The organism is Mycolicibacterium sp. XJ2546 (genome assembly GCF_053483195.1).
Genome location: NZ_JBEFRW010000017.1, coordinates 1 through 21,392, shown reverse-complemented (window position 1 = coordinate 21,392; position 21,392 = coordinate 1). Strand labels below are relative to the sequence as shown.

Annotated in this window: 16 protein-coding genes and 1 pseudogene; 15 read left to right on the top strand and 2 right to left on the bottom strand. The window is 65.8% G+C overall.

The window, feature by feature from the left end:
* Positions 1 to 17 precede the first annotated feature (17 nt).
* The 9 genes from murC to ABQE44_RS21640 all read left to right on the top strand — a co-directional run bounded on the left by murC (position 18) and on the right by ABQE44_RS21640 (position 7,594).
* Positions 18 to 1,439, top strand: coding sequence for a UDP-N-acetylmuramate--L-alanine ligase (murC, locus tag ABQE44_RS21680; RefSeq protein WP_448431913.1), 1,422 nt, complete (start codon positions 18 to 20; stop codon positions 1,437 to 1,439).
* The gene (locus ABQE44_RS21675) at positions 1,436 to 2,320 is read left to right on the top strand and encodes a cell division protein FtsQ/DivIB (protein WP_448431848.1); all 885 of its coding nucleotides are present in this window, start codon (positions 1,436 to 1,438) and stop codon (positions 2,318 to 2,320) included. The genes murC and ABQE44_RS21675 overlap by 4 nt, the downstream gene beginning before the upstream one ends.
* Before the next feature lie 207 nt (positions 2,321 to 2,527).
* Positions 2,528 to 3,685, top strand: a complete 1,158-nt coding sequence (gene ftsZ, locus ABQE44_RS21670) for a cell division protein FtsZ (protein ID WP_448394215.1) — start codon at positions 2,528 to 2,530, stop codon at positions 3,683 to 3,685.
* A gap of 28 nt (positions 3,686 to 3,713) precedes the next feature.
* Positions 3,714 to 4,421 (top strand): peptidoglycan editing factor PgeF, encoded by a 708-nt coding sequence (gene pgeF / locus ABQE44_RS21665; RefSeq protein ID WP_448431846.1) that lies wholly within the window; start codon positions 3,714 to 3,716, stop codon positions 4,419 to 4,421.
* Complete coding sequence (locus tag ABQE44_RS21660) at positions 4,418 to 5,170, top strand: YggS family pyridoxal phosphate-dependent enzyme (protein ID WP_448431844.1); 753 nt, start codon at positions 4,418 to 4,420, stop codon at positions 5,168 to 5,170. The genes pgeF and ABQE44_RS21660 overlap by 4 nt, the downstream gene beginning before the upstream one ends.
* A 65-nt stretch (positions 5,171 to 5,235) precedes the next feature.
* Entirely contained in the window at positions 5,236 to 5,874 is a 639-nt protein-coding gene (locus tag ABQE44_RS21655) for a cell division protein SepF (RefSeq protein ID WP_448394212.1), read from the top strand.
* A gap of 103 nt (positions 5,875 to 5,977) precedes the next feature.
* On the top strand, positions 5,978 to 6,268 hold the full coding sequence (locus tag ABQE44_RS21650; RefSeq protein ID WP_448394211.1) for a YggT family protein: 291 nt from the start codon (positions 5,978 to 5,980) through the stop codon (positions 6,266 to 6,268).
* 167 nt (positions 6,269 to 6,435) lie between these two features.
* Entirely contained in the window at positions 6,436 to 7,248 is an 813-nt protein-coding gene (gene wag31, locus ABQE44_RS21645) for a DivIVA-like cell division protein Wag31 (protein WP_448431842.1), read from the top strand.
* A 34-nt stretch (positions 7,249 to 7,282) separates the two neighbouring features.
* On the top strand, positions 7,283 to 7,594 hold the full coding sequence (locus ABQE44_RS21640) for a DUF308 domain-containing protein (protein ID WP_448394209.1): 312 nt from the start codon (positions 7,283 to 7,285) through the stop codon (positions 7,592 to 7,594).
* On the opposite strand, the pseudogene ABQE44_RS21635 reads toward ABQE44_RS21640, so the two are convergent.
* Positions 7,591 to 8,214 (bottom strand): annotated as a pseudogene (locus ABQE44_RS21635) (phosphoribosyltransferase); the annotation flags it as partial. The gene ABQE44_RS21640 and the pseudogene ABQE44_RS21635 overlap by 4 nt on opposite strands.
* A gap of 117 nt (positions 8,215 to 8,331) precedes the next feature.
* Between ABQE44_RS21635 and ABQE44_RS21630 the strand changes: the two are divergent.
* The 4 genes from ABQE44_RS21630 (at position 8,332) to ABQE44_RS21615 (ending at position 16,314) form a co-directional block, all read left to right on the top strand.
* Positions 8,332 to 9,675 (top strand): TIGR01777 family oxidoreductase, encoded by a 1,344-nt coding sequence (locus ABQE44_RS21630; protein WP_448431911.1) that lies wholly within the window; start codon positions 8,332 to 8,334, stop codon positions 9,673 to 9,675.
* A 47-nt stretch (positions 9,676 to 9,722) separates the two neighbouring features.
* Positions 9,723 to 11,009 (top strand): HNH endonuclease, encoded by a 1,287-nt coding sequence (locus tag ABQE44_RS21625; RefSeq protein ID WP_448431840.1) that lies wholly within the window; start codon positions 9,723 to 9,725, stop codon positions 11,007 to 11,009.
* A gap of 149 nt (positions 11,010 to 11,158) precedes the next feature.
* The gene (locus ABQE44_RS21620; RefSeq protein ID WP_448431838.1) at positions 11,159 to 12,583 is read left to right on the top strand and encodes a nitrate/nitrite transporter; all 1,425 of its coding nucleotides are present in this window, start codon (positions 11,159 to 11,161) and stop codon (positions 12,581 to 12,583) included.
* Positions 12,584 to 12,591: 8 nt separating this feature from the next.
* Positions 12,592 to 16,314, top strand: coding sequence for a bifunctional nitrate reductase/sulfite reductase flavoprotein subunit alpha (locus ABQE44_RS21615; RefSeq protein WP_448431836.1), 3,723 nt, complete (start codon positions 12,592 to 12,594; stop codon positions 16,312 to 16,314).
* 478 nt (positions 16,315 to 16,792) lie between these two features.
* Here the strand turns inward: ABQE44_RS21615 and ABQE44_RS21610 are convergent, their stop codons facing one another.
* Positions 16,793 to 17,791, bottom strand: coding sequence for an AraC family transcriptional regulator (locus ABQE44_RS21610; protein WP_448431909.1), 999 nt, complete (start codon positions 17,789 to 17,791; stop codon positions 16,793 to 16,795).
* 814 nt (positions 17,792 to 18,605) lie between these two features.
* On the opposite strand from ABQE44_RS21610, the gene ABQE44_RS21605 reads away from it, so the two are divergent.
* Positions 18,606 to 19,997, top strand: a complete 1,392-nt coding sequence (locus ABQE44_RS21605; RefSeq protein ID WP_448431834.1) for a lipase family protein — start codon at positions 18,606 to 18,608, stop codon at positions 19,995 to 19,997.
* 119 nt (positions 19,998 to 20,116) lie between these two features.
* A complete protein-coding gene (locus ABQE44_RS21600; protein WP_448431832.1) occupies positions 20,117 to 21,337 on the top strand; it encodes an MFS transporter in 1,221 nt (406 codons plus the stop codon).
* Positions 21,338 to 21,392 lie beyond the last annotated feature (55 nt).

Sequence of the window (21,392 nt, the reverse complement as noted above, 5' to 3'; positions counted from 1 at the left end):
ACCTGCAGCGCGTGCACATGGTCGGCATCGGGGGAGCGGGTATGTCGGGCATCGCGCGCATCCTGCTGGACCGTGGCGGCATGGTGTCGGGTTCGGATGCCAAGGAATCGCGCGGCGTCCTCGCGCTGCGCGCACGCGGCGCATCGATCCGCATCGGCCACGACGAGTCCTCGCTGGACCTATTGCCCGGCGGGCCCACCGCAGTGGTCACCACGCACGCCGCGATCCCCAAGACCAACCCTGAACTGGTCGAGGCGCGCAAGCGTGGAATCCCGGTGGTGCTGCGCCCGGCGGTGCTCGCCAAGTTGATGACCGATCACACGACGTTGATGGTGACCGGGACACACGGCAAGACCACCACCACCTCGATGCTCATCGTCGCCTTGCAGCACAGCGGTTTTGACCCGTCGTTCGCCGTCGGAGGCGATCTGGGGGAGGCCGGCACCAACGCGCACCACGGCAGCGGGGACTGTTTTGTCGCCGAGGCCGACGAGAGCGACGGCTCGCTGCTGGAGTACACCCCCGACGTCGCCGTGGTGACCAACATCGAGGCCGACCACCTCGACTTCTTCGGCAGCGTCGAGGCCTACACAGCGGTGTTCGACGATTTCGTCGAGCGCCTCAAACCCGGTGGGGCAGTTGTGGTCTGCGCTGACGACCCCGGCGCGGCGGCGCTTGGCGAGCGCACCGAGGCGCTGGGCATCCGGGTGCTGCGCTACGGCAGCGACCCGGGCCAACCGCTGGACGCCACCCTGCTCAGCTGGGAGCAGCACGACACCGGCGCGGTAGCGCACATCCAACTGGCCGGCGAACCGCACGCGCGGGTGATGCGGCTTTCGGTGCCCGGACGGCACATGGCGCTCAACGCACTCGGTGCGCTGCTGGCCGCGATGCAGGTCGACGCGCCGGTGGACACGGTTCTCGACGGGCTCGCCGGATTCGAAGGCGTGCGCAGGCGGTTCGAGCTGGTGGGAACCGCATACGGGGTGCGGGTCTTCGACGACTACGCGCATCACCCGACCGAGATCCGCGCCACGTTGAGCGCGCTGCGCACCGCGACCGAACAGGCCGGGCAGGGGCGCGCGATCGTGGTTTTCCAGCCGCACTTGTATTCGCGCACAGAGACTTTCGCCCGCGACTTCGGCAGGGCGCTGGACGGGGCCGATCAGGTGCTGGTGCTCGACGTGTATGCCGCGCGCGAACAACCGATCGCCGGGGTGAGCGGCGCCAGCGTCGCCGAACACGTCAGCGTGCCGGTGAGATACATCCCGGACTTCTCCGCCGTCGCCGAACAGGTCGCCGAGCTCGCCGAGCCCGCCGACGTCGTCGTCACGATGGGTGCCGGTGACGTGACCATGCTCGGCGCGGAAATCCTCGTCGCGCTGCAGGCCAAGGCCAACCGCAGCGCGCCGGGCAAATCCGGGACGGCGCTGCGATGACCGAACCGACGGACACCAACACCGACCCGGCCGCCGAACCGGTGATGCCCGCCGCCGCACCGGATTACGAGGGGCCGCGGCGCCGGGCGCGGCGCGAGCGCGAAGAACGACGCGCCGCCCAGGCCCGCGCCACCGCGATCGAGCAGGCCCGGCGCGAAGCCAAGCGCCGCGCCATGGGCCAGACCGTCGAAGAGACGAAAAAGCTTGGCAAAGGCACGGTTCGGGGTCTGAAGATGTTGATGTGGACGGCGCTGATCAGCGTCGTCGTGGTCGGTCTCGGACTGCTGCTGTACTTCACGCCGGTCATGTCGGCACGCAACGTCGCGGTCGTCGGGCTGGATGCCATACCCGAGGAACAGGTCATCGACGCGGCCGCCGTGGCACCCGGCACACCGCTGTTGCAGGTCGACACCGACTCGGTCGCCGAACGGGTGGCGATGATCCGCCGGGTGGCCAGCGCGCGGGTGCAGCGGCAGTACCCGTCGACGCTGCGCATCACCGTGGTCGAACGGGTGCCCGTCGTGGTCAAGGACTATCCGGACGGACCGCACCTCTTCGACCGCGACGGGGTCGACTTCGCCACCGAGGTGCCGCCGCCCGGTGTGCCGTACCTCGACACCGAAACGCCCGGACCCAACGATCCGCCCACCCAGGCGGCGCTGCAGGTGATGACCTCGTTGCCGCCGGAGGTGGCCGCCCAGATCGCGCGCATCTCCGCGCCGTCGGTCGCCGCGATCACGTTGAAGTTGCTCGACGGGCGGGAAGTGGTGTGGGGCACCACCGATCGCACCGAAGAGAAGGCCGTGACACTGGCGGCCCTGCTCACCCAGCCGGGCCACATCTACGACGTGTCCAGTCCGGATTTGCCTACGGTCAAGTAGCGCCGCGGCGCCCGGTGCCGCAGAAGTTTCGAAAAATCTCGACACGCGCGTCGGCGCGCCTGCATGGATACCCCGCGACCTCGTCCTACCGTTCTGGTTGCGCGGAACAACTTGACATAACTATAACCCTCTGGTTGAGGTTGAGAGTTTACTGGATGTGTTCAAGCCGTTCGGCGTCCCACCGGCAACCAGGGAGGAAGGCGATCGATGACCCCCCCGCACAATTACCTCGCCGTGATCAAGGTCGTCGGCATCGGCGGTGGCGGCGTCAATGCCGTCAACCGAATGATCGAACAGGGCCTCAAGGGCGTCGAGTTCATCGCGATCAACACCGATGCGCAGGCGCTGTTGATGAGCGATGCCGACGTCAAGCTCGACGTCGGACGCGAGTCCACCCGTGGGCTCGGCGCCGGCGCCGATCCCGAGGTGGGGCGAAAGGCCGCCGAGGACGCCAAGGATGACATCGAGGAGCTGCTGCGCGGCGCCGACATGGTGTTCGTCACCGCCGGTGAAGGCGGCGGCACCGGCACCGGCGGCGCACCTGTGGTCGCGTCGATCGCCCGCAAGCTCGGTGCGTTGACCGTCGGCGTGGTGACGCGGCCGTTCTCGTTTGAGGGCAAGCGCCGAAGCAACCAGGCCGAGCTCGGCATCCAGGCGCTGCGCGAGAGCTGCGACACCCTGATCGTCATCCCCAACGACCGGCTGCTGCAGATGGGCGACGCCGCCGTGTCGCTGATGGATGCGTTCCGCAGCGCCGACGAGGTGCTGCTCAACGGCGTGCAGGGCATCACCGACCTGATCACCACCCCGGGCCTGATCAACGTCGACTTCGCCGACGTCAAGGGCGTGATGAGCGGGGCGGGCACCGCGTTGATGGGCATCGGCTCGGCACGCGGCGACGGGCGTGCGCTCAAGGCCGCCGAGATCGCAATCAACTCGCCGCTGCTGGAAGCCTCGATGGAAGGCGCCCAGGGCGTGCTGCTGTCGGTGGCCGGCGGCAGCGACCTCGGCCTGTTCGAGATCAACGAGGCCGCCTCGCTGGTGCAAGACGCCGCACATCAGGACGCCAACATCATCTTCGGCACGGTCATCGACGACTCGCTGGGCGACGAGGTGCGCGTCACGGTCATCGCGGCGGGCTTCGACTCCAGCGGACCGGGCCGCACCCCGGTCGTGAGCTCCTCGTCCACGTCGACCCCGCCGATCGAGTCGGGCAAGGCAGGCAAGGTGAGCACCTCGCTGTTCGAGCCCTCCGACCCCGCCAGCGTGCCTGCGCACACCAACGGCGCGACGGTCAGCATCGGCGGCGACGATGGCGGCATCTCCGACGACGACGTCGATGTCCCGCCCTTCATGCGCCGCTGAGCCTGAGCTTGACGCAATACTGGCGACCGTGACGGTTCGCATTCGGCGCGTGACCACCACCCGCGCCGGCGGCGTCTCCGCGCCGCCCTACGACACCTTCAACCTCGGCGACCACGTCGGCGACGACCCCGCCGCGGTGGCAGCCAACCGCAAGCGGCTGCGCGCGGCGATCGGCCTCGGCGACGACGCGGTGGTGTGGATGAACCAGGTGCACGGCGACCGTGTCGCGGTGGTCGACGGCCCAGCCCAGGCTGCCCTCGACAACACCGACGCCCTGGTGACCGCGACGCCGCGGTTGGCGCTGGCGGTGGTGACCGCCGATTGCGTCCCGGTGCTGATGGCCGACGCGCGCGCCGGCGTGGTGGCCGCCGTGCACGCCGGACGCGTCGGCGCGCAGCAGGGAGTGGTGGTGCGCGCGGTCGAGGCGATGCTCGGCCTGGGCGCGCATGCCGAGGACATCTCCGCGCTGCTGGGCCCGGCGGTCAGCGGACGCAACTACGAAGTGCCCGCCGTCATGGCCGACGAGGTCGAGGCCGCGCTGCCGGGCAGCCGCACCGTGACGGCGAAGAACACCCCGGGCCTTGACCTGCGCGCCGGAATCGCCCGGCAACTCACGGGTTTGGGGATCACCGCCGTCGACATCGATCCGCGGTGCACCGTCGAGGACACCACCCTGTTCAGCCACCGGCGCGACGCCCCCACCGGGCGGATGGCTTCGCTGGTGTGGATGGAATGACGGCGACGGTGGCGACGACGCGTGAACTCGAACTGGCCGAGGCGCTCAGCGCGCTGCGGGCCCGCATCACCGATGCCGCGGAGGCGGCCGGACGCGATGAGAACGAAATCGAATTGCTTCCCGTCACAAAATTCTTTCCGGCCTCCGACGTACTTGTTTTGACGCAATTGGGCTGCCGTTCTTTTGGCGAGTCCCGCGAACAGGAAGCCTCCAATAAGATCGCGGAACTGCGTGAAATGGCGGGCGCGACAACGGTTCGCTGGCACATGGTCGGGCGCATTCAACGCAATAAAGCGCGCGCGATCGCCGGGTGGGCCTACGCGGCGCACTCCGTCGACAGCCGCAAGGTGCTCGACGCACTCAACCGCGCTGTCACCGAGGCGCTGGCAGACGGGCGACGCACCGAACCCTTGCGCGTCTGCATCCAGCTCAGCCTCGACGGCGACGAACGCCGTGGCGGCGTCTACGTGGAACGCCCCGATCTCGTCGACGAAATGTGTGCGGCAGCCGAGGCCGCCGAGGCGCTGGAGTTCGCGGGGCTGATGGCAATTCCGCCGCTCGACGCGGACGCCGATACCGCATTCGGCCGGTTACAAACCGAGCATCAGCGGGTACAAAACCACTATCACCAGCGGCTTGAGCTGTCGGCAGGGATGTCTGACGACCTCGAGGCGGCGATCAAACACGGCTCCACATGTGTGCGTGTCGGTACCGCGCTATTGGGGCCACGTCCTCTAACGTTCCCTTGAAGTAGTCACTCTAGTCACATCTTCATCACAGACACCAGAGCCTGCGTTACCAGAAGGGTCGAGCGATGAGCACACTGCACAAGGTCAAGGCTTACTTCGGCATGGCGCCGATGGATGACTACGACGACGAGTACTACGACGAAGAGGACCGCGCCCCGATGCGCGGCTACTCCCGTCGCCCCCGAGACGACCGGTTCGACGACGACGGCTACGGCCGGGGCTACGACGACCGTGACTACGACGACCCGCCGGTCGGCTACCGCGGCGGTTACGCCGACGAGGGCCGCTTCGAGCCGCGCCTGCGCGCCCCGCGTGAATTCGACCGGCCGGCACCGCGGTTCGGCGGTTCACTGCGCGGTGCGACCCGTGGCGCGCTGGCGATGGACCCGCGCCGGATGGCGGAGCTTTTCGAGGCGGGCAGCCCGCTATCGAAGATCACTACGCTTCGGCCCAAGGACTACAGCGAGGCGCGCACCATCGGTGAGCGGTTCCGCGACGGCACCCCGGTGATCATCGACCTCGTCACGATGGACAACGCCGACGCCAAGCGGCTCGTCGACTTCGCCGCCGGCCTGGCCTTCGCCCTGCGCGGCTCGTTCGACAAGGTGGCCACCAAGGTGTTCCTACTCTCGCCGGCCGACATCGACGTCACTGCCGAGGAGCGGCGCCGCATCGCCGAGGCGGGCTTCTACGCCTATCAGTAGGCTCGCTGCGTTGTACAGGTAGGCTGGCCTGGCGCTTGAGGCTGTGGCAGCCGAGAGCCTCCGTCTTGCCAAACGTCACACCGTCCGTAGCGAGGTCGCTCCGTTGTCGCAGTTCTTCCAGATCCTGGGCTTCGTCCTGTTCGTGTTCTGGCTGCTGCTCATTGCCCGCGTCGTAGTCGAGTTCATCCGCACGTTCTCCCGCGACTGGCATCCCAAGGGTGCGACGGTGGTGATCCTCGAGATCATCATGACCCTGACCGATCCGCCGGTGCGGCTGCTGCGGCGCCTGATTCCGCAGCTCACAATAGGTGCCGTGCGGTTCGATCTGTCGATCATGGTGTTGTTGCTGCTGGCGTTCATCGGCATGCAGCTCGCGTTCGGCGCGGCCGCCTGAGCGCCGATCCGCGCCGCTTCGCCCCGGTAAAATTCGTTCTTAATTATTAACCTCGCCTGCAACCGACGGGTCTGGTGTGACAGGATGGACGCCAGTTACGCCCAGTGATAAACCAAGGCTCTACACTTTGAGATCGGTTGACGGTCCAGACTCCAAGGGGGCATACGATGCCGCTCACACCAGCCGACGTTCACAACGTCGCGTTCAGTAAGCCACCGATCGGGAAGCGCGGGTACAACGAGGACGAGGTCGACGCGTTCCTCGACCTGGTCGAGGCGGAACTGGCCCGCCTGATCGAAGAGAACACCGATCTGCGTCAGCGCGTCGCCGAACTGGACCAGGAGCTTGCGGGCGCCCGCGCCGACGGCGGTGGCCAGGCAACAGCGGCACCGAGCGTCCCGCAATACGAACAGCCCGCCGAGCCGGCGCCGCAGCCCGTATACGAGGCACCCGCCGCCACGGCGTCCACCGCGTCCACCGAGGATCAGCATCTGCGCGCGGCCAAGGTGCTCAGCCTGGCGCAGGACACCGCCGACCGGTTGACCGGCAGCGCCAAGGCCGAGTCCGAGAAGATGCTTGCCGACGCACGCGCACAGGCCGACGCGATGGTCAGCGAAGCCCGCCAGACCGCCGAGACCACCGTCGCCGACGCGCGCCAGCGCGCCGATGCGATGCTGGCCGACGCGCAGACCCGCTCGGAGGCACAGCTGCGTCAGGCCCAGGAGAAGGCCGACGCGTTGCAGGCCGACGCCGAACGCAAACACTCCGAGATCATGGGGACCATCAACCAGCAGCGCACCGTGTTGGAAGGCCGTCTCGAACAACTGCGGACCTTCGAGCGTGAATACCGCACCCGGTTGAAGACCTACCTGGAATCCCAGCTCGAAGAACTCGGCCAGCGCGGCTCGGCCGCACCGGTCGACTCCGGAGCCAATAGCGAAAGCGCCGGCTTCAACCAATTCAATCGGGGCAATAACTAGCGCTCCGAGGCTTCCGTCCACCTAGGGTTGATCAATGCTGATCGTTGCGCTCGTGCTCGCCGTCATCGGCCTGGCCGCGCTGGTAACCGCAGTCGTCACAAGCAATGAGCTGATCGCCTGGGTGTGTATCGCCGCCAGCGCCATCGGTGTCCTGCTGTTGATCGTCGACGCAGTGCGCGAACGAAGCAGGGGCAGCACCGAGGAAGCCGAAGAGGCCGAGACCCCCGCCGAGGCGGAGCAGTTCGACGCCGAGTACCCCGACACCGATGCGGAACCACCCCGGGATCTACCCGAGGATGACGCGGAGACCACCGTCGTCGAACAGGCCGACGATAACAACCGCTAAACCGTTGGGGTAGCGAGCAATTCGCGAACCTCGTCGTCGGTGACCTGACGGAAGTCCTGGAACACCTGCCCGACCGCTTCGAACCCGGCCGGCATCGTCACGCACACCACCTCGTCGGCTTCGGCCGCCATCTCGCGGCAGGCGGACGGCGCGCCCACCGGCACCGCGACCACCAGCCGCGCCGGCCCGCCGGCCCGCACCGCGCGCACGGCCGCGAGCATGCTGGCACCGGTGGCGATGCCGTCGTCGACCAGGATCACGATGCGCCCGGAAACGTCGACCGGCGGACGGTCGCCGCGGTAGGCGCGTTCGCGTCGGTGCAGCTCCTCGGTTTCGCGGTTGATGACATCCTGCAGTTGTTCGTCGCTGATGCGGAGGCTGCGCACCACGCTGTCGTTGAGCACAATGCCGCCGCCGCTGGCCAGTGCGCCCATCGCCAGCTCCGGCCAGTGCGGCACTCCGAGCTTGCGGACCAGGAACACGTCCAGCGGTGCGTGCAACGCCGACGCCACGTGCCATCCGACCGGAACCCCGCCGCGCGCTAAACCCAGCACCAGCACGTTGTCCTTGCCGCGGTAGGACGACAACTCCTCGCCGAGGACCTCGCCGGCTTCCTGCCGGTTCGCAAAGACCCGCTCCGAATTCCGTCGGGCGAGCTCACCCCATCCGCTCATCGCAGCCACTTCGCTATCGGGAACGCTCTCAGCCTACGACGATTGGGTATCCAATGGCTCAACATGGGAATCGAGTACCAGAGCTTCGTCGATCACCGGCTCGACGAGGTGTTCGGCTGGCACACCCGACCGGGCGCGATGCGCCGCCTGGTGCCGCCGTGGCAGCCGATGAAGGTGGTCGCGGAGACGCAGTCGCTGGCTGACGGCCAGGCGGTGCTCGGCCTGCCGGGCGGGCTGCGCTGGGTGGCCCAGCACGATCCGGCGCGCTACGCGCCGCCGTACCGCTTCGTCGACGTGCTTTCGTCGGAAGGCCCGACGTCGTGGCCGGTCAGGGTGGTCGGGCGGTGGACACACAGCCACGAGTTCAGCGAGGTATCCGGCGGCACGCGGGTCTGTGACCGGGTCGAGGCGCCGGTTCCGGGCGCGGCGCTACGGCCGATGTTCGTCTACCGGCACCGCCAGCTCGCCGACGACCTGGCCGCGCACCGCGACGCGGCGGCCGCCGGGTTGCCACCGCTGGTGGTGGCGGTGACCGGCGCGTCAGGGCTGGTCGGGACTGCGCTGACGGCGTTCCTGAGCACCGGCGGGCACCGGGTGATCCGGCTGGTGCGGCGGCCGGCGAGCTCCGACGACGAGCGGCAGTGGGATCCCGACCGGCCGCACCCGCAACTGTTGGCGGGCGTGGACGCCGTCATCCACCTGGCCGGTGCGTCGATCGCCGGACGCTTCAACGAGGCGCACAAGGCCGCGATCCGCGACAGCCGCGTTGAACCCACCCGGCGGCTGGCCGAGGTGGCGGCTGCGGGCGGCCCGCGCGTGTTCGTCACCGCTTCGGGGGCCGGGGTCTACGGTGCCGACCGCGGCGACGCCGTGCTCGATGAGGACAGCGACCGCGGCGCGGGGTTTCTGGCCGACGTGGTCGCAGACTGGGAAGCCGCGACGACACCTGCCGACGCGGCCGGGGTGCGGGTGGTCACGGTCCGCACCGGGGTGGTGCAGTCCGCGCGCGGTGGCACGTTGCGGCTGCTGCGGCCGCTGTTCGCGGCCGGGCTTGGTGGGCGGCTCGGCAGCGGCCAACAGTGGCTGGCGTGGATCGGGTTGGATGATCTGCTCGACGTGTATCTGCGCGCGCTGTATGACGACCGCCTGAGCGGACCCGTCAATGCCGTCGCGCCGACCCCGGTGCGCAACGCCGACTACACCGCGGCGCTTGCCCGCGTAATGCGACGCCCGGCGGTGTTACCGGTGCCGTCGCTGGGGCCGCGGATCCTGTTGGGGCAGCAGGGTGTCCGCGAAGTCGCCGAGGCCAGCCAGCGGGTGGTGCCGGCCAAGCTCGAGGCGCTGGGGCACCGGTTCCGCCGTCCGCGCATCGACGCCGCGCTGGCGCACGAACTCGGACGAGGCTGAGCGGCGCGAGTCCAAAACTTGTCGGTGGGGGGCTATATCGTTGGGTCATGTTCGATTTGACCGAGCTGGCCGCGGTGGATCCGCATGCTGACGAGGCTGTGTTGGTCGAACGGATCGCGGTGTTGGAGCAGGTGAAGTCTGCGGCGGCTGCGGGTCAGGCCCGGGCGGCGGCGTTGTTGGACGCCAAACGCCGTGCGGCGGAGGCGGCTGCGGGGGTGCCCAGGGCCAAGAGAGGTAACGGGTTGGCCAGTGAGGTGGCTTTGGCCCGCCGTGAGGCGCCCACGTGCGGGGGTAGGCATCTGGGTTTTGCCAAGGCGCTGGTGCATGAAATGCCGTATACGTTGGCGGCATTGGAGTGTGGGGCGCTTTCGGAATGGCGGGCGACGGTGATCGTGCGCGAATCGGCCTGCCTGAGTATCGAGGATCGGCAGACGCTGGATGCCGAAATGTGTGCCGATATCGCATCCCTGGATGGCATGGGTGATAAGCGGATCGAAACCGAGGCCAAAAAGATCGCGTATCGGCTCGATCCGCAGGCGGTGGTCGATCGGATGGCCAAGGCCGAAAAGGACCGCAACGTCAGCGTGCGCCCAGCTCCGGATTCAATGACTTATGTGACCGCGTTGCTGCCGGTGGCTCAGGGGGTTGGAGTGTATGCGGCGCTCAGACGCGCCGCCGACACCACGTTCGACGGGCGACCGCGGGGCCAGGTGATGGCCGACACCCTGGTCGAACGCGTCACCGGTCGGCCCGCCGAGCAGCCTGAGCCGGTAGCAGTCAACATGATCATCAGCGATCAGACCCTGCTGGGTGATGACGAGCACCCGGCGGTGGTGGACGGGTATGGGCCGATTCCAGCGTCGGTGGCGCGCAAGGTGGTGGCCGCTGCGGTGGCCGACAAGAAGTCGGTGGCCACGTTGCGGCGGTTGTATCGGCACCCCAAGTCGGGGGCGCTGGTGGCGATGGAGTCACGTGCACGGCGGTTTCCCAAAGCGTTGGCCCTGTTTATCGGGTTGCGCGATCAGAGATGTCGCACCCCCTACTGTGATGCGCCGATCCGGCATCGTGATCATGCGGTGCCGCATCATCGGGGTGGGCCCACCAGCGCGGTCAACGGGTTGGGCGCGTGTGAACACTGCAATTACGTCAAGGAAGCACCAGGCTGGCATGTGACCGGCTGTGAGGTCGACGGCGCGCATGAAGCCGAGTTCATCACGCCTACTGGGGCGCGATATCACTCCAAGGCGCCACCGTTGCCGGGGCCAGCGCCGATCACAATCAGCGAAGTCGAAATGCACATCAGCATCGAACTCGCCAACCTCCACGCCGCTTAACGTCGCGGCCCAAAGTGACCTGGCTCGCAATTGTTTCGGGCGGGTTTCCTCGACCGCGCATCGGCCGCTCACGCGGAATGAGGCAGTGTTGATGTACGCGACACGACGGTGCAACGGTCGCGGAATGGCTTCGCGTCAGCCTTGTTCACGTGAAGACATTGAGCCGCGGGCGCACCATCGAGCACTGGGACGCCGAAGATGTCGAGGCCTGGGAATCCGCCGGTAAGCACATCGCCAGACGCAACCTGATCTGGTCGATCTTCGCCGAGCACGTCGGGTTCTCGGTGTGGTCGATCTGGTCGGTGATGGTGCTGTTCATGCCGCAGGACGTCTACCGGATCGACGCGGCGGGCAAGTTCTATCTGGTCGCGATCCCCACCCTGGTCGGCGCGGCGATGCGCATCCCGTACACGATCGCGCCCGCCAAGTTCGGCGGACGCAACTGGACGATCGTCAGCGCCCTGCTGCTGCTCGGTCCGACCCTGATGACGCTGTGGGTGATGGGGCGACCCGAGACCTCCTACACCACGTTCATGGTCGTCGCGGCGTTCGCCGGGTTGGGCGGCGGCAACTTCGCGTCGTCGATGACCAACATCAACGCCTTCTACCCCCAGCGGCTCAAGGGTTGGGCGCTGGGACTGAACGCCGGCGGCGGCAACATCGGTGTTCCGGTGATCCAGCTCGTCGGTCTGTTGGTGATCGCCACGGTGAGCAACACCGCGCCCGAAATCGTCTGTGCCATCTACCTTGCCCTCATCGCGACAGCCGCCTTGGGCGCGACGCTGTTCATGGACAACCTCGGCAATCAGCGGTCCAACCTCAGCGCGATGGCAGAGGCGTTGCGCTTTAAACACTCCTGGGTGATGAGCTTTCTCTACATCGGCACCTTCGGATCGTTCATCGGGTTCTCGTTCGCCTTCGGCCAGGTGCTGCAGATCAACTTCCTCGCCGGCGGTGACAGCCCGGCCCAGGCCTCGCTACATGCCGCCCAGATCGCCTTCCTCGGACCGCTGTTGGGCTCCATCTCACGACCGTTCGGCGGTAGGCTGGCCGACCGGATCGGCGGCGGAAAAATCACCCTGTACACCTTCGTGGCGATGATCTTCGCCGCCGGAATCCTCGTCACCGCAGGCATGCTCGACGACCGCACTGCCGGCGCCGCCACCGACGGACAGATGATCGCCTACGTCGCCGGCTTCATCTGCTTGTTCATCCTCTCCGGCATCGGCAACGGCTCCACCTACAAGATGATCCCGTCAATCTTCGAGGCCAAGGCCCAGGGCCGCATCGACTGGACGCGCAGCGAGAAGGCGGCATGGTCGCGCAGCATGTCCGGTGCGCTGATCGGATTCGCCGGCGCGGTCGGTGCGCTCGGCGGCGTGTTCATCAACGTCGTGCTGCGCGCCTCCTACGTCAGCGACGCGAAGTCGGCCACCAACGCCTTCTGGGTGTTCCTCGGCTTCTACCTCGTCTGCGCGTTCGTCACCTGGTTCGTGTTCCTGCGCATCCAGACCGCACGCGCCGGTGCGGGCGAGCAGACCGGCCGGGCACCGGCGCCGGTGACCGCGACTTGACGGCGCCCATGACGAACACCGTGACCCGCACCGCGTGCTCGTACTGCGGTGTCGGATGCGGCATCGAGGTGCACACCCGGACCGACGGTGACACCGGCCGACCCGTCATCGCCCGGATCACCGGTGACAAGCTGCATCCCACCAACGCCGGTCGGCTATGCACCAAAGGTGCGACGCACGCGGAGATGATGCGCGCCGACGATGACCGGTTGACCTGCGCGCTGATGCGCCGCGGCGAGCAGCTCGTCGCGGCCGACGTCGACGAGGCGGCCGCCGAGGCCGGCCGGCGGTTACGCGCCATCGTCGATGAGCACGGACCCGATGCCGTCGCGCTGTATGTCTCGGGCCAGATGACGATCGAAGCCCAGTACCTGGCGACCAAGCTGGCCAAGGGTTTCCTGCGTACCGTGCACCTCGAGTCGAACTCGCGGCTGTGTATGGCCAGCGCAGGCGCTGGGTTCAAACAGTCGCTGGGCGCCGATGGCCCACCGGGCTCCTATGACGACTTCGATTGCACCGACCTGTTTTTCGTCATCGGCTCGAATATGGCCGATTGTCATCCGATCCTGTACCTGCGGATGGCCGACCGATTGAAGGCCGGCGCCAAGCTGGTCGTCGTCGACCCGCGCCGCACCACCACCGCCGAACGCGCCGACCTGTTCCTGCAGATCAAACCCGGAACCGATCTGGCGCTGCTGAACGGTCTGCTGCATCTTCTCGTCGCAAACGGCCACGTCGACCACCGGTTCATCGCCGAGCACACCGAGGGCTGGGAAACGATGCCCGCCTTCCTCGCCGACTACCCGCCCCCGGTGGTCGCTGAGATTACCGGGCTGGCCGAATCCGACATCCGCACCGCAGCCGGCATGATCGCCGACGCGGGGGAGTGGATGACCTGCTGGACCATGGGGCTCAACCAGAGCACGCACGGCACCGCGAACACCAACGCGATCTGCAACCTGCACCTGGCGACCGGCGCGATCTGCCGACCGGGAAGCGGCCCGATGTCGCTGACCGGCCAGCCCAACGCCATGGGCGGACGCGAAATGGGTTACATGGGGCCGGGTTTACCCGGACAACGCGCGGTGACGTCGGCGGCCGACCGCGCGTTCGTCGAACAGCAGTGGGGTCTGCCGTCGGGTACCGTCCGGTCCGACGTCGGGCCCGGCACCATCGCCATGTTCCGCCGCACCGCCGACGGCGACATCAAGGCCTGCTGGATCATCTGCACCAACCCTGTTGCCTCCGTGGCGAATCGGGACACGGTGCTCGACGCGCTGCAGCGCGCCGAGCTTGTCATCACCCAGGACGCCTACGGCGGCACCGCGACCAACCGGTACGCCGACATCGTGCTTCCCGCTGCGATGTGGGCCGAATCCGACGGTGTGATGGTCAACTCCGAACGCACCATGACGCTGCTGCAACAGTCGACCGCCCCGCCCGGGCAGGCCCGGCCGGACTGGCAGCTGATCTGTGAGGTCGCAACGCATCTGGGCTTCGGAGAGCACTTCAGCTACGACTCCAGCGAGCAGATCTTCGACGAGATCCGCGGTTTCACCAACCCGGCCACCGGATACGACCTGCGCGGAATCAGCTATGCGCGGCTGCGGGATACGCCGCAGCAGTGGCCATGCCCGCCGGGCGGAGGCCCCCGGAACCCGATCCGCTACCTCGACCGCGGCGGCCTGACGTTCCCGACGCCGTCGGGGCGCGCGCGGTTTTGCGCCCGCCCGCACATCGACCCGGCCGAACGTGTCGACAACGACTATCCGTTCGTGTTCAACACCGGCCGACTGCCGCACCAATGGCACACGATGACCAAGACGGGCAGGGTCGCCGCACTCAACAAGCTCGACAACGGCCCGTTCGTCGAGATTCATCCCGCCGATGCCGCCGAGCTGCAGATCGTGGAAGGTCAGCGCGTGGAGCTGATCTCGCGACGTGGCCGCGCGGTGCTTCCGGCGGTGGTCACCGAGCGGGTGCGGCCCCGCAATTGCTTCGCGCCGTTTCACTGGAACGACGAACACGGTGAGCTGCTCACGGTCAACGCAGTGACCAACGACGCCGTCGACCCCGACTCACTGCAACCCGAGTTCAAGGCGTGCGCGGTCACCCTGCGGCCGGTGGGCCCGGCGCCTGCCGCCCGCACGGTCGCTGCGCCGCCGCATCCCGGTGACGGACCCCTGGTGCTGTGGGCGTCGCAGACCGGCACCGCCGAGCAGTTCGCCACCCAGTTGGCCGACCGGCTCGGCGACGTGCACCTGGTCAACATGGACGACGCGGAGTTGACGCACCTGGGGAGCGGGCGGTACGTGTTCGTTGTCACCAGCACGTTCGGGGACGGGGAGCCACCCGACAACGGGGCGGGCTTCTGGTCCCGGCTGGTGTCGCCGGACGCGCCGAGGCTGGACGGCATCCGGTATGCGGTGCTCGGGATCGGCGACCGCTCCTATGCGAACTTCTGCGGGCACGCCAAATCGATCGACGCGAAGTTGGCCGCGCTCGGGGCGACGCGGATGCTCGAGCGCGCCGAATGCGAGGCGCACGATGACGAACCGATGCGGCGCTGGGCCGAGCAGGTCGGCACGCTACTCGGAAAGGTGAGCGCGCCGTTGACGACGGTCGCCGAACCGTTCACCCGCGCGCAGCCGATCGTCGTTCCGTTGGTGCGCAACACCCTGCTGACCGCGTCCACGTCGCGGAAGGAGGTGCGCCAGTTTGGCTTTGACATATCAGCGCACGACGTCAGCTACGCCACCGGCGATTCGCTGGGTGTGTTCGCCGAGAACGATCCGGCGGTCGTGGAGGCATGGTTGATCGCGACCGGGCTGCGTGGCGGGCAGGTCGTCGAGGTGGACGGCACCGAGATGAGCCTGCGGGACGCGCTGACGACGCACTACGACATCTGCCGGGTCACCCCCGATCTGCTGCGGTTCATCGCCGACCACAGCCGCGACGCCAAACCGCTGCGCGCATCGGGGGACAAGCGCGACAAGTGGCTGGTGGGCCGCAACGGGCTGGATCTAGTGCAGCGGTTCGTCGTGCATGCCGATCCGGTGGAGTGGCAGCAGGTGCTGGTGCGGCTGACACCGCGCAGCTACTCGATTTCGTCGAGCCCGCTGGTGAGCCCGCACGAGGTGCAGTTGACGGTGGCGGTGGTGCGCTACCGCGGGGCCGACGGCGGCCCGCGCGGCGGGGTCTGTTCGACGTATCTGGCCGACCGGGCGGCGTCGGCGCCGGTGTTTCTGCAGCGCTCGCCGCATTTCCGGCCGCCCGAGGACGGCGCGACACCGATGATCATGATCGGCCCGGGCACCGGGGTGGCGCCGTTCCGCGGGTTTCTGCAGGAGCGACGCGCCCGCGGCCACACCGGCCGCAACTGGCTGTTCTTCGGTGAACGACATCGCCGCGAGAACTATTACTACCGCGACGATTTCGAGGACATGGCGCGCGACGGGCTGCTCAACCGCTTGGATCTGGCGTTCTCCCGCGACCAGGCCAAGCCGGTGTACGTCCAGCACAAGATGCTTGATTACGGCGCCGACGTATGGCGCTGGGTGGCCGACGGTGCGCATTTCTACGTCTGCGGCGATGCCGCCCGGATGGCCAAAGACGTCGACGACGCGTTCACGAAGATCATCGAACGCCACGGCGGCATGTCACACGAGCAGGCCCACGATTACAAACGCGAGCTGGTGGCCGCCAAACGCTACGTGCGCGACGTGTACTGATGTGGTGTCCGAGGGGGGACTTGAACCCCACAGAAGCGCCTGGCTGGAGCGCTCGATACTGAGGGCGGCTAAATGACCCTGGCGCTTCGTTCTAGCCGGCCGTGGTCGTACGGGTAAGGCTTTCAAGTTCAGCCATACGGGGAGGCTAGGCCGCGCCATCAGCCGCTCGTAGGGGTCGGGCACCAAACTAGTCGCCCTTCATGCGCCAGCACCTCGACCCTGACGAGTCCCACTACTTCAACGAGCTCGTCTGCCATCTCCCAAGTCTGGAGATGGCCAGCCATCCACCGAGCACGCTTACTGCCGAAAGCAGGCCTGAGAACTCAAAACCACCGGCCAGGCTTCTAAGTTTGACCATCAAGGCAATAGTGTTGCGGGACAACATTATTTAAGTGTATCCGAGTCCGTATGTGTCTTCGCTAAGCATTTTCTGATCTGCGCATTTGGGTCGAGCGTCCAGGTATTGCTGGCGCGCGTCTCAACGCCGGAGCGTCGCTGACGGAGACTCACCGAATCGATCGCGGTAAAGCACGGAGAAGCGCCCAGGCTGTAAGAACCCCCATCTTGCTGCAATTTCGGTAACGGTTGATGTGGTTGGGTCGGCATCGACGAGGTCGTCGTGTGCTCGTCTCAATCTGACGTCACGCAAGAACGTCATAGGAGTTGAACTGATGTGGCGACGGAATCCCTCTTGCAAGGCGCGGACGCTGAGGCCGACCGCCTCGGCGATGTCCTCCACGCTCAACGGCTCATCAGCGTGCGCCTCGATCAGTTCGGCAGCATGCCGAATAGGTTGTGGTGTCACCTTTCCCGGCTCTCGGTGCACTAGCGGCCAGTAGTTGTTGGGCTGACAGCGGATCAACCGGCTCAGGAGTAAATGCTGCAATTCCGGAGGTGCGATCTCCTCGAGTGGATGAGATATCGGATTATCGACGTCTTGAACCAGCAGATCGAGGACCCGCTTCCACGAGGAGATCGCAGGTCCGGCGAGGTCCATTCCCAACTCAAACTGAACTGGCACGCTTAGGCGGCCGCCGACCATCTGCCGCAGGTGCTTCTCAAGGTAGTCCCTGTCCACTTGGACCAAGAGCTGCGGGTTCCTATCACCCCAATGCATGAGAAAGCCTTCGTCTGGGGACAGTACCGACGCCATTGTCGGGTCCGACACTATCTGGTTGTCGCCCGACTTGATCTGCGCTCTCCCCGCCAAGGGGATCTGAATCAGGTAGAAGTGGTGAAATGGCCCGCGGGCAATTCTCACTCCGGCACCGTAATCTAAGTAGTGCAAGCCAATCGGGCCAAGATCGATTGAATGAAACCGTGCTCGAACCTTGCGATGGAGCGCCAGAGGTCCTAGCTGGTGCGGCACAAACACATCGGTTACCACTGACCGAGCTTCATCAAGGTTTGCAGCATCGGCACGTTCGAATCTTGCTAAGGGCGGCTTCGTGATTGACGTCGAAGAATCGTCCGGCATTGGTCCCGCTACTGACACAGGAGCCTCCCTCCACCGCGCAATCGGTATAGCGTGTGCGTCTTCAAGATAGCTGCACGTCACAGTTCAGAAATACGATAACCCGTGTATTGACGGATGTAACCCCCTCGTAGAGGGCGGATCTAGGTGAGGTCAAGGTTGTGCCGCGGCCCAGGCAGCTTGCTGTGTTGTGGGCTTCGGAGGAATGTGCAGGTGCTTCTGAAGCGCAGATGTCGGCAGCCGATATACCGCTACCGAGTGGGCGTACTTGGACCTAACCGCGGGAGAGGGGAGTTCGGCTATGGGAGGCACGTGTTGGCAGCAGTAGGTCAACCAGCATGACGAGCTCGTCCAGGGTTCTCAGCGCATTGCCCCGGAGCAGTGGTGACGGCCGGTCTGGGCAGCGATGCGAACGTGCACTCGTCTGGCTTTCCCAAGGCGAGTCCGAATTCGACCGCAGCTAGAAATCAGGATGACGATATCGAGCGCCGAACTACGAAAACATCTGGAACAGCCTTGAATTGAGGGAGGTGCCCTACTCAGAGTACTGGCTCCGCGGAGCCAAGGACCACTACACAGGATCTGGGTCCTATGTATCTTGCCACGGTTGTACCAAGTCACCTCGAACGGAACGGCCGGCGGGAGCGCGCTGTGCGGTCGGTCTAATTTCTGGGCTCGTTTCTTGGACTCGGCCGACTGACCTGTTGGACGGGTTTCAGGCCGGACTCGGGTGATGGCCACTTCCACTGTGGGATCGGTTTCTCATCCATTCAGCGAATCAAATCGGGCGATTCAAAGCCAAACGCGAAGGACGAAAATGACTTTGGCAGTATCCCTTCTGAGGTGCAAAGCAGTTACGCGCGGCAGAGCCTCGATTCCGCGGCTCCTGCTGACACTCGCTCTTGCGCTCGCAGTCTCCACGGTAATCGCGCAGCATCCTTCCGCCAGCGCCGAGGAAGCCTGTCCGCCAAACATTGGCTATCAGCCGGAGTGCCAGTACCGGCCGTTCTATACACCTCCAGATCCCCTGCCTACAGCCCTCCCTGGTGACCTCATCCGGACGGAGCCGTCGCGTATCGCGCTCGATCCGGCAGGTCACGGGAACTACTCGGGCGAAGGAACACGCATCATGTATCAAAGCACTGACATGCGGGGTCAACCTGTTGCGGTAACCGGCACCTACCTTGAACCGGACCGCCAGTGGCCGGGTAGTGGCCCACGTCCGCTGGTCGCGATCGCGCCATGGTTGCAGGGGTTAGGCGATCAGTGCGCCATTTCGCGCCTCATCAGCGAAGGCGGCATCCACTACGGGGGGTTCCTGGATTTCGTGTTCTACTTCGAAGAAGGATTCCTCGCGACCATGCTCGACCGCGGATTCGCGCTGGTTATCACCGACTATCAGGGCATCGGCACTTACGGCCCTCCTACCGCGGGGATACGGGTCCCCACTGCACACGCGGTGATTGATGCGGCCCGGGCAGCGATGCGGCTGCCGGGGACCTCCTTGGAACCGGACGGTCCCGTTGCATTTTGGGGATACGGACTCGGCGGCTCGGCCGCCGGTGCGGCTGTCGAGATGGCGCCGAGCTATGCCCCCGAGCTCGACGTTGTTGGTGCGTGGCTTGGCGCACCACTCGCCGACCCCGCCCTGGCGGCAGACTACGCCGACGGCTCCATGCTTGTCGGAACGATGGGATATGCGCTCAATACCTTCATCGGGGCCTTTCCTGAAGCCGAGGAGTTCATCATGAGCACAATGACTCCCAGAGGAGTCGATTTTATTCAGAAGACTCGATATAACTGCCTCGACGAAGTCATATTGAAATTCCAGTTTCGCCATTTGCAGCCGTACTTCAACCAAGACCTTCGTCAGATGTTCGAATCGGAGCCGATCAAGTCGGCGATGGCGGCTCAGCGATTGGGTTCGTTGAAGCCGACCGCGCCCGTACAAATCGACATAAATCGATTCGACCCAACTTTTCCATGGGTCGGTGCCAGACAGTTGGCCGCGGACTGGTGCGCTCAAGGTGTCGATGTGCAATTTTGGACCAACGAGCAACCCCCGTTCCTCAATAAAACCGCCACCAACAGCATATTGACGTATTTCGTCGAGGGCGAACGTGGCATGCAGTGGATCACCGACCGGTTCAATAGGGAGCCCACTACGCCCAATTGTCAACAATTGCCACCATTCACGGTCGCCGGGTGAGCCGCCGCCTTCCAACGACCGATTCGGCGAACCGGACTTCGATAGCGACGAGCGAGAGGACTGCGGTTAGATTCCGTGCGGCGCATGGGCGTACAGGAAGTAGGGCGTGGGTGCTTCCATTGACGACGCTGGTCGTCATGCTTGTCGGATACGAACCCGTCGCGTACGGCGCCGTATTGCCACAGCTAGTACGTGACACGACACAGCTGGGCCCATTGACGCTGGGCGGTGCAGGCTTACTGAGCTTCTGCTCATTGCTCGGGATGCTGGTGGGGGCGATCGTAATCGGTGTTATGGGGCATCGGTGTGCGAGCAGGACACTCGTGACCACCTCTGTCATCGTGTCGTCAATCGGCATGGGTCTTATTGCTGCCGCGCCCAACGCTTTGACTTTCGCGATACTGCGCTTCGTCACCGGAATCGGCTTGGGAGGCATGGTATCCGCGGCTGTCGTCATCGTCGCAGAGTTTGCTCCACCGGGAAGAGCGCACCTGCACAACGCTGTGATGTGCAGCGGCATCCCGCTGGGAGGTGTCTTAGCGGCCGGTGCCGCACTTGTGTTTGATGACGCTGTGGGGTGGCGGGGAGTATTCCTCCTCGGAGCGCTTCCACTGATTCTCCTGGTTCCACCAATGGTGATGCGACTTCCCGCCGCGGTGCGTGAAGTACTGCCATACCCAGACGGTCCAGCGACGGCTGTGGGGGAGGGCCGGAAGGTCGCCGCGAGGGTTGCGTCCTCTGGGATTCTCAGCCTATTTAGCAGAAGTCGCGTTGTGGAAACACTTCTGCTGGGCACGATGAGCTTTATTGCTCTACTGCTGACCTACGGTCTGAACACCTGGCTGCCGGTGATAATGCAAGCTCACGGACTCCAAGTCACGGTCTCGTTGTTCGTGCTGCTCACTCTCAATGGCGGTGCTGTCATTGGCGTCCTTCTTGCAGCGGTAGTCGCCGACAGGCTAGGCCCGAAAGGCGTTGTCCTCACAACCTTTTTAATGGCATCGGCAGTGTTGTTCGCGCTCCCACGAGGGATGCCGTTGCTGGTATTGCTGGTCGCGGTCAGCATCGTCGGTGTCGGGACCATCGGCACCCAGATTTTAATCTACGGTCTCGTTGGCCACTTGTATTCGGAAGGGGTTAGGCATGCCGGAGCGGCCTGGTGCGCTGCTACGGGCAGAGTCGGCGGAATAGTCGGCCCGCTGCTGGGCGGGGCAGTCATGGGAGTCGACGCGAGCGGTGAAAGTGCCCTAAACGCATTTGCCGGCCTGGCGTTGGTCGGTGGCGCGATGACGTTGATGCTTCGTACGCGAGATTCGCGGGCGAGTACGCGAGTTCCCTGAGTCGAATCCATCCACGACATTTGGGCGGACAGCCCGCCGGCGCCTTGGGTAAAGC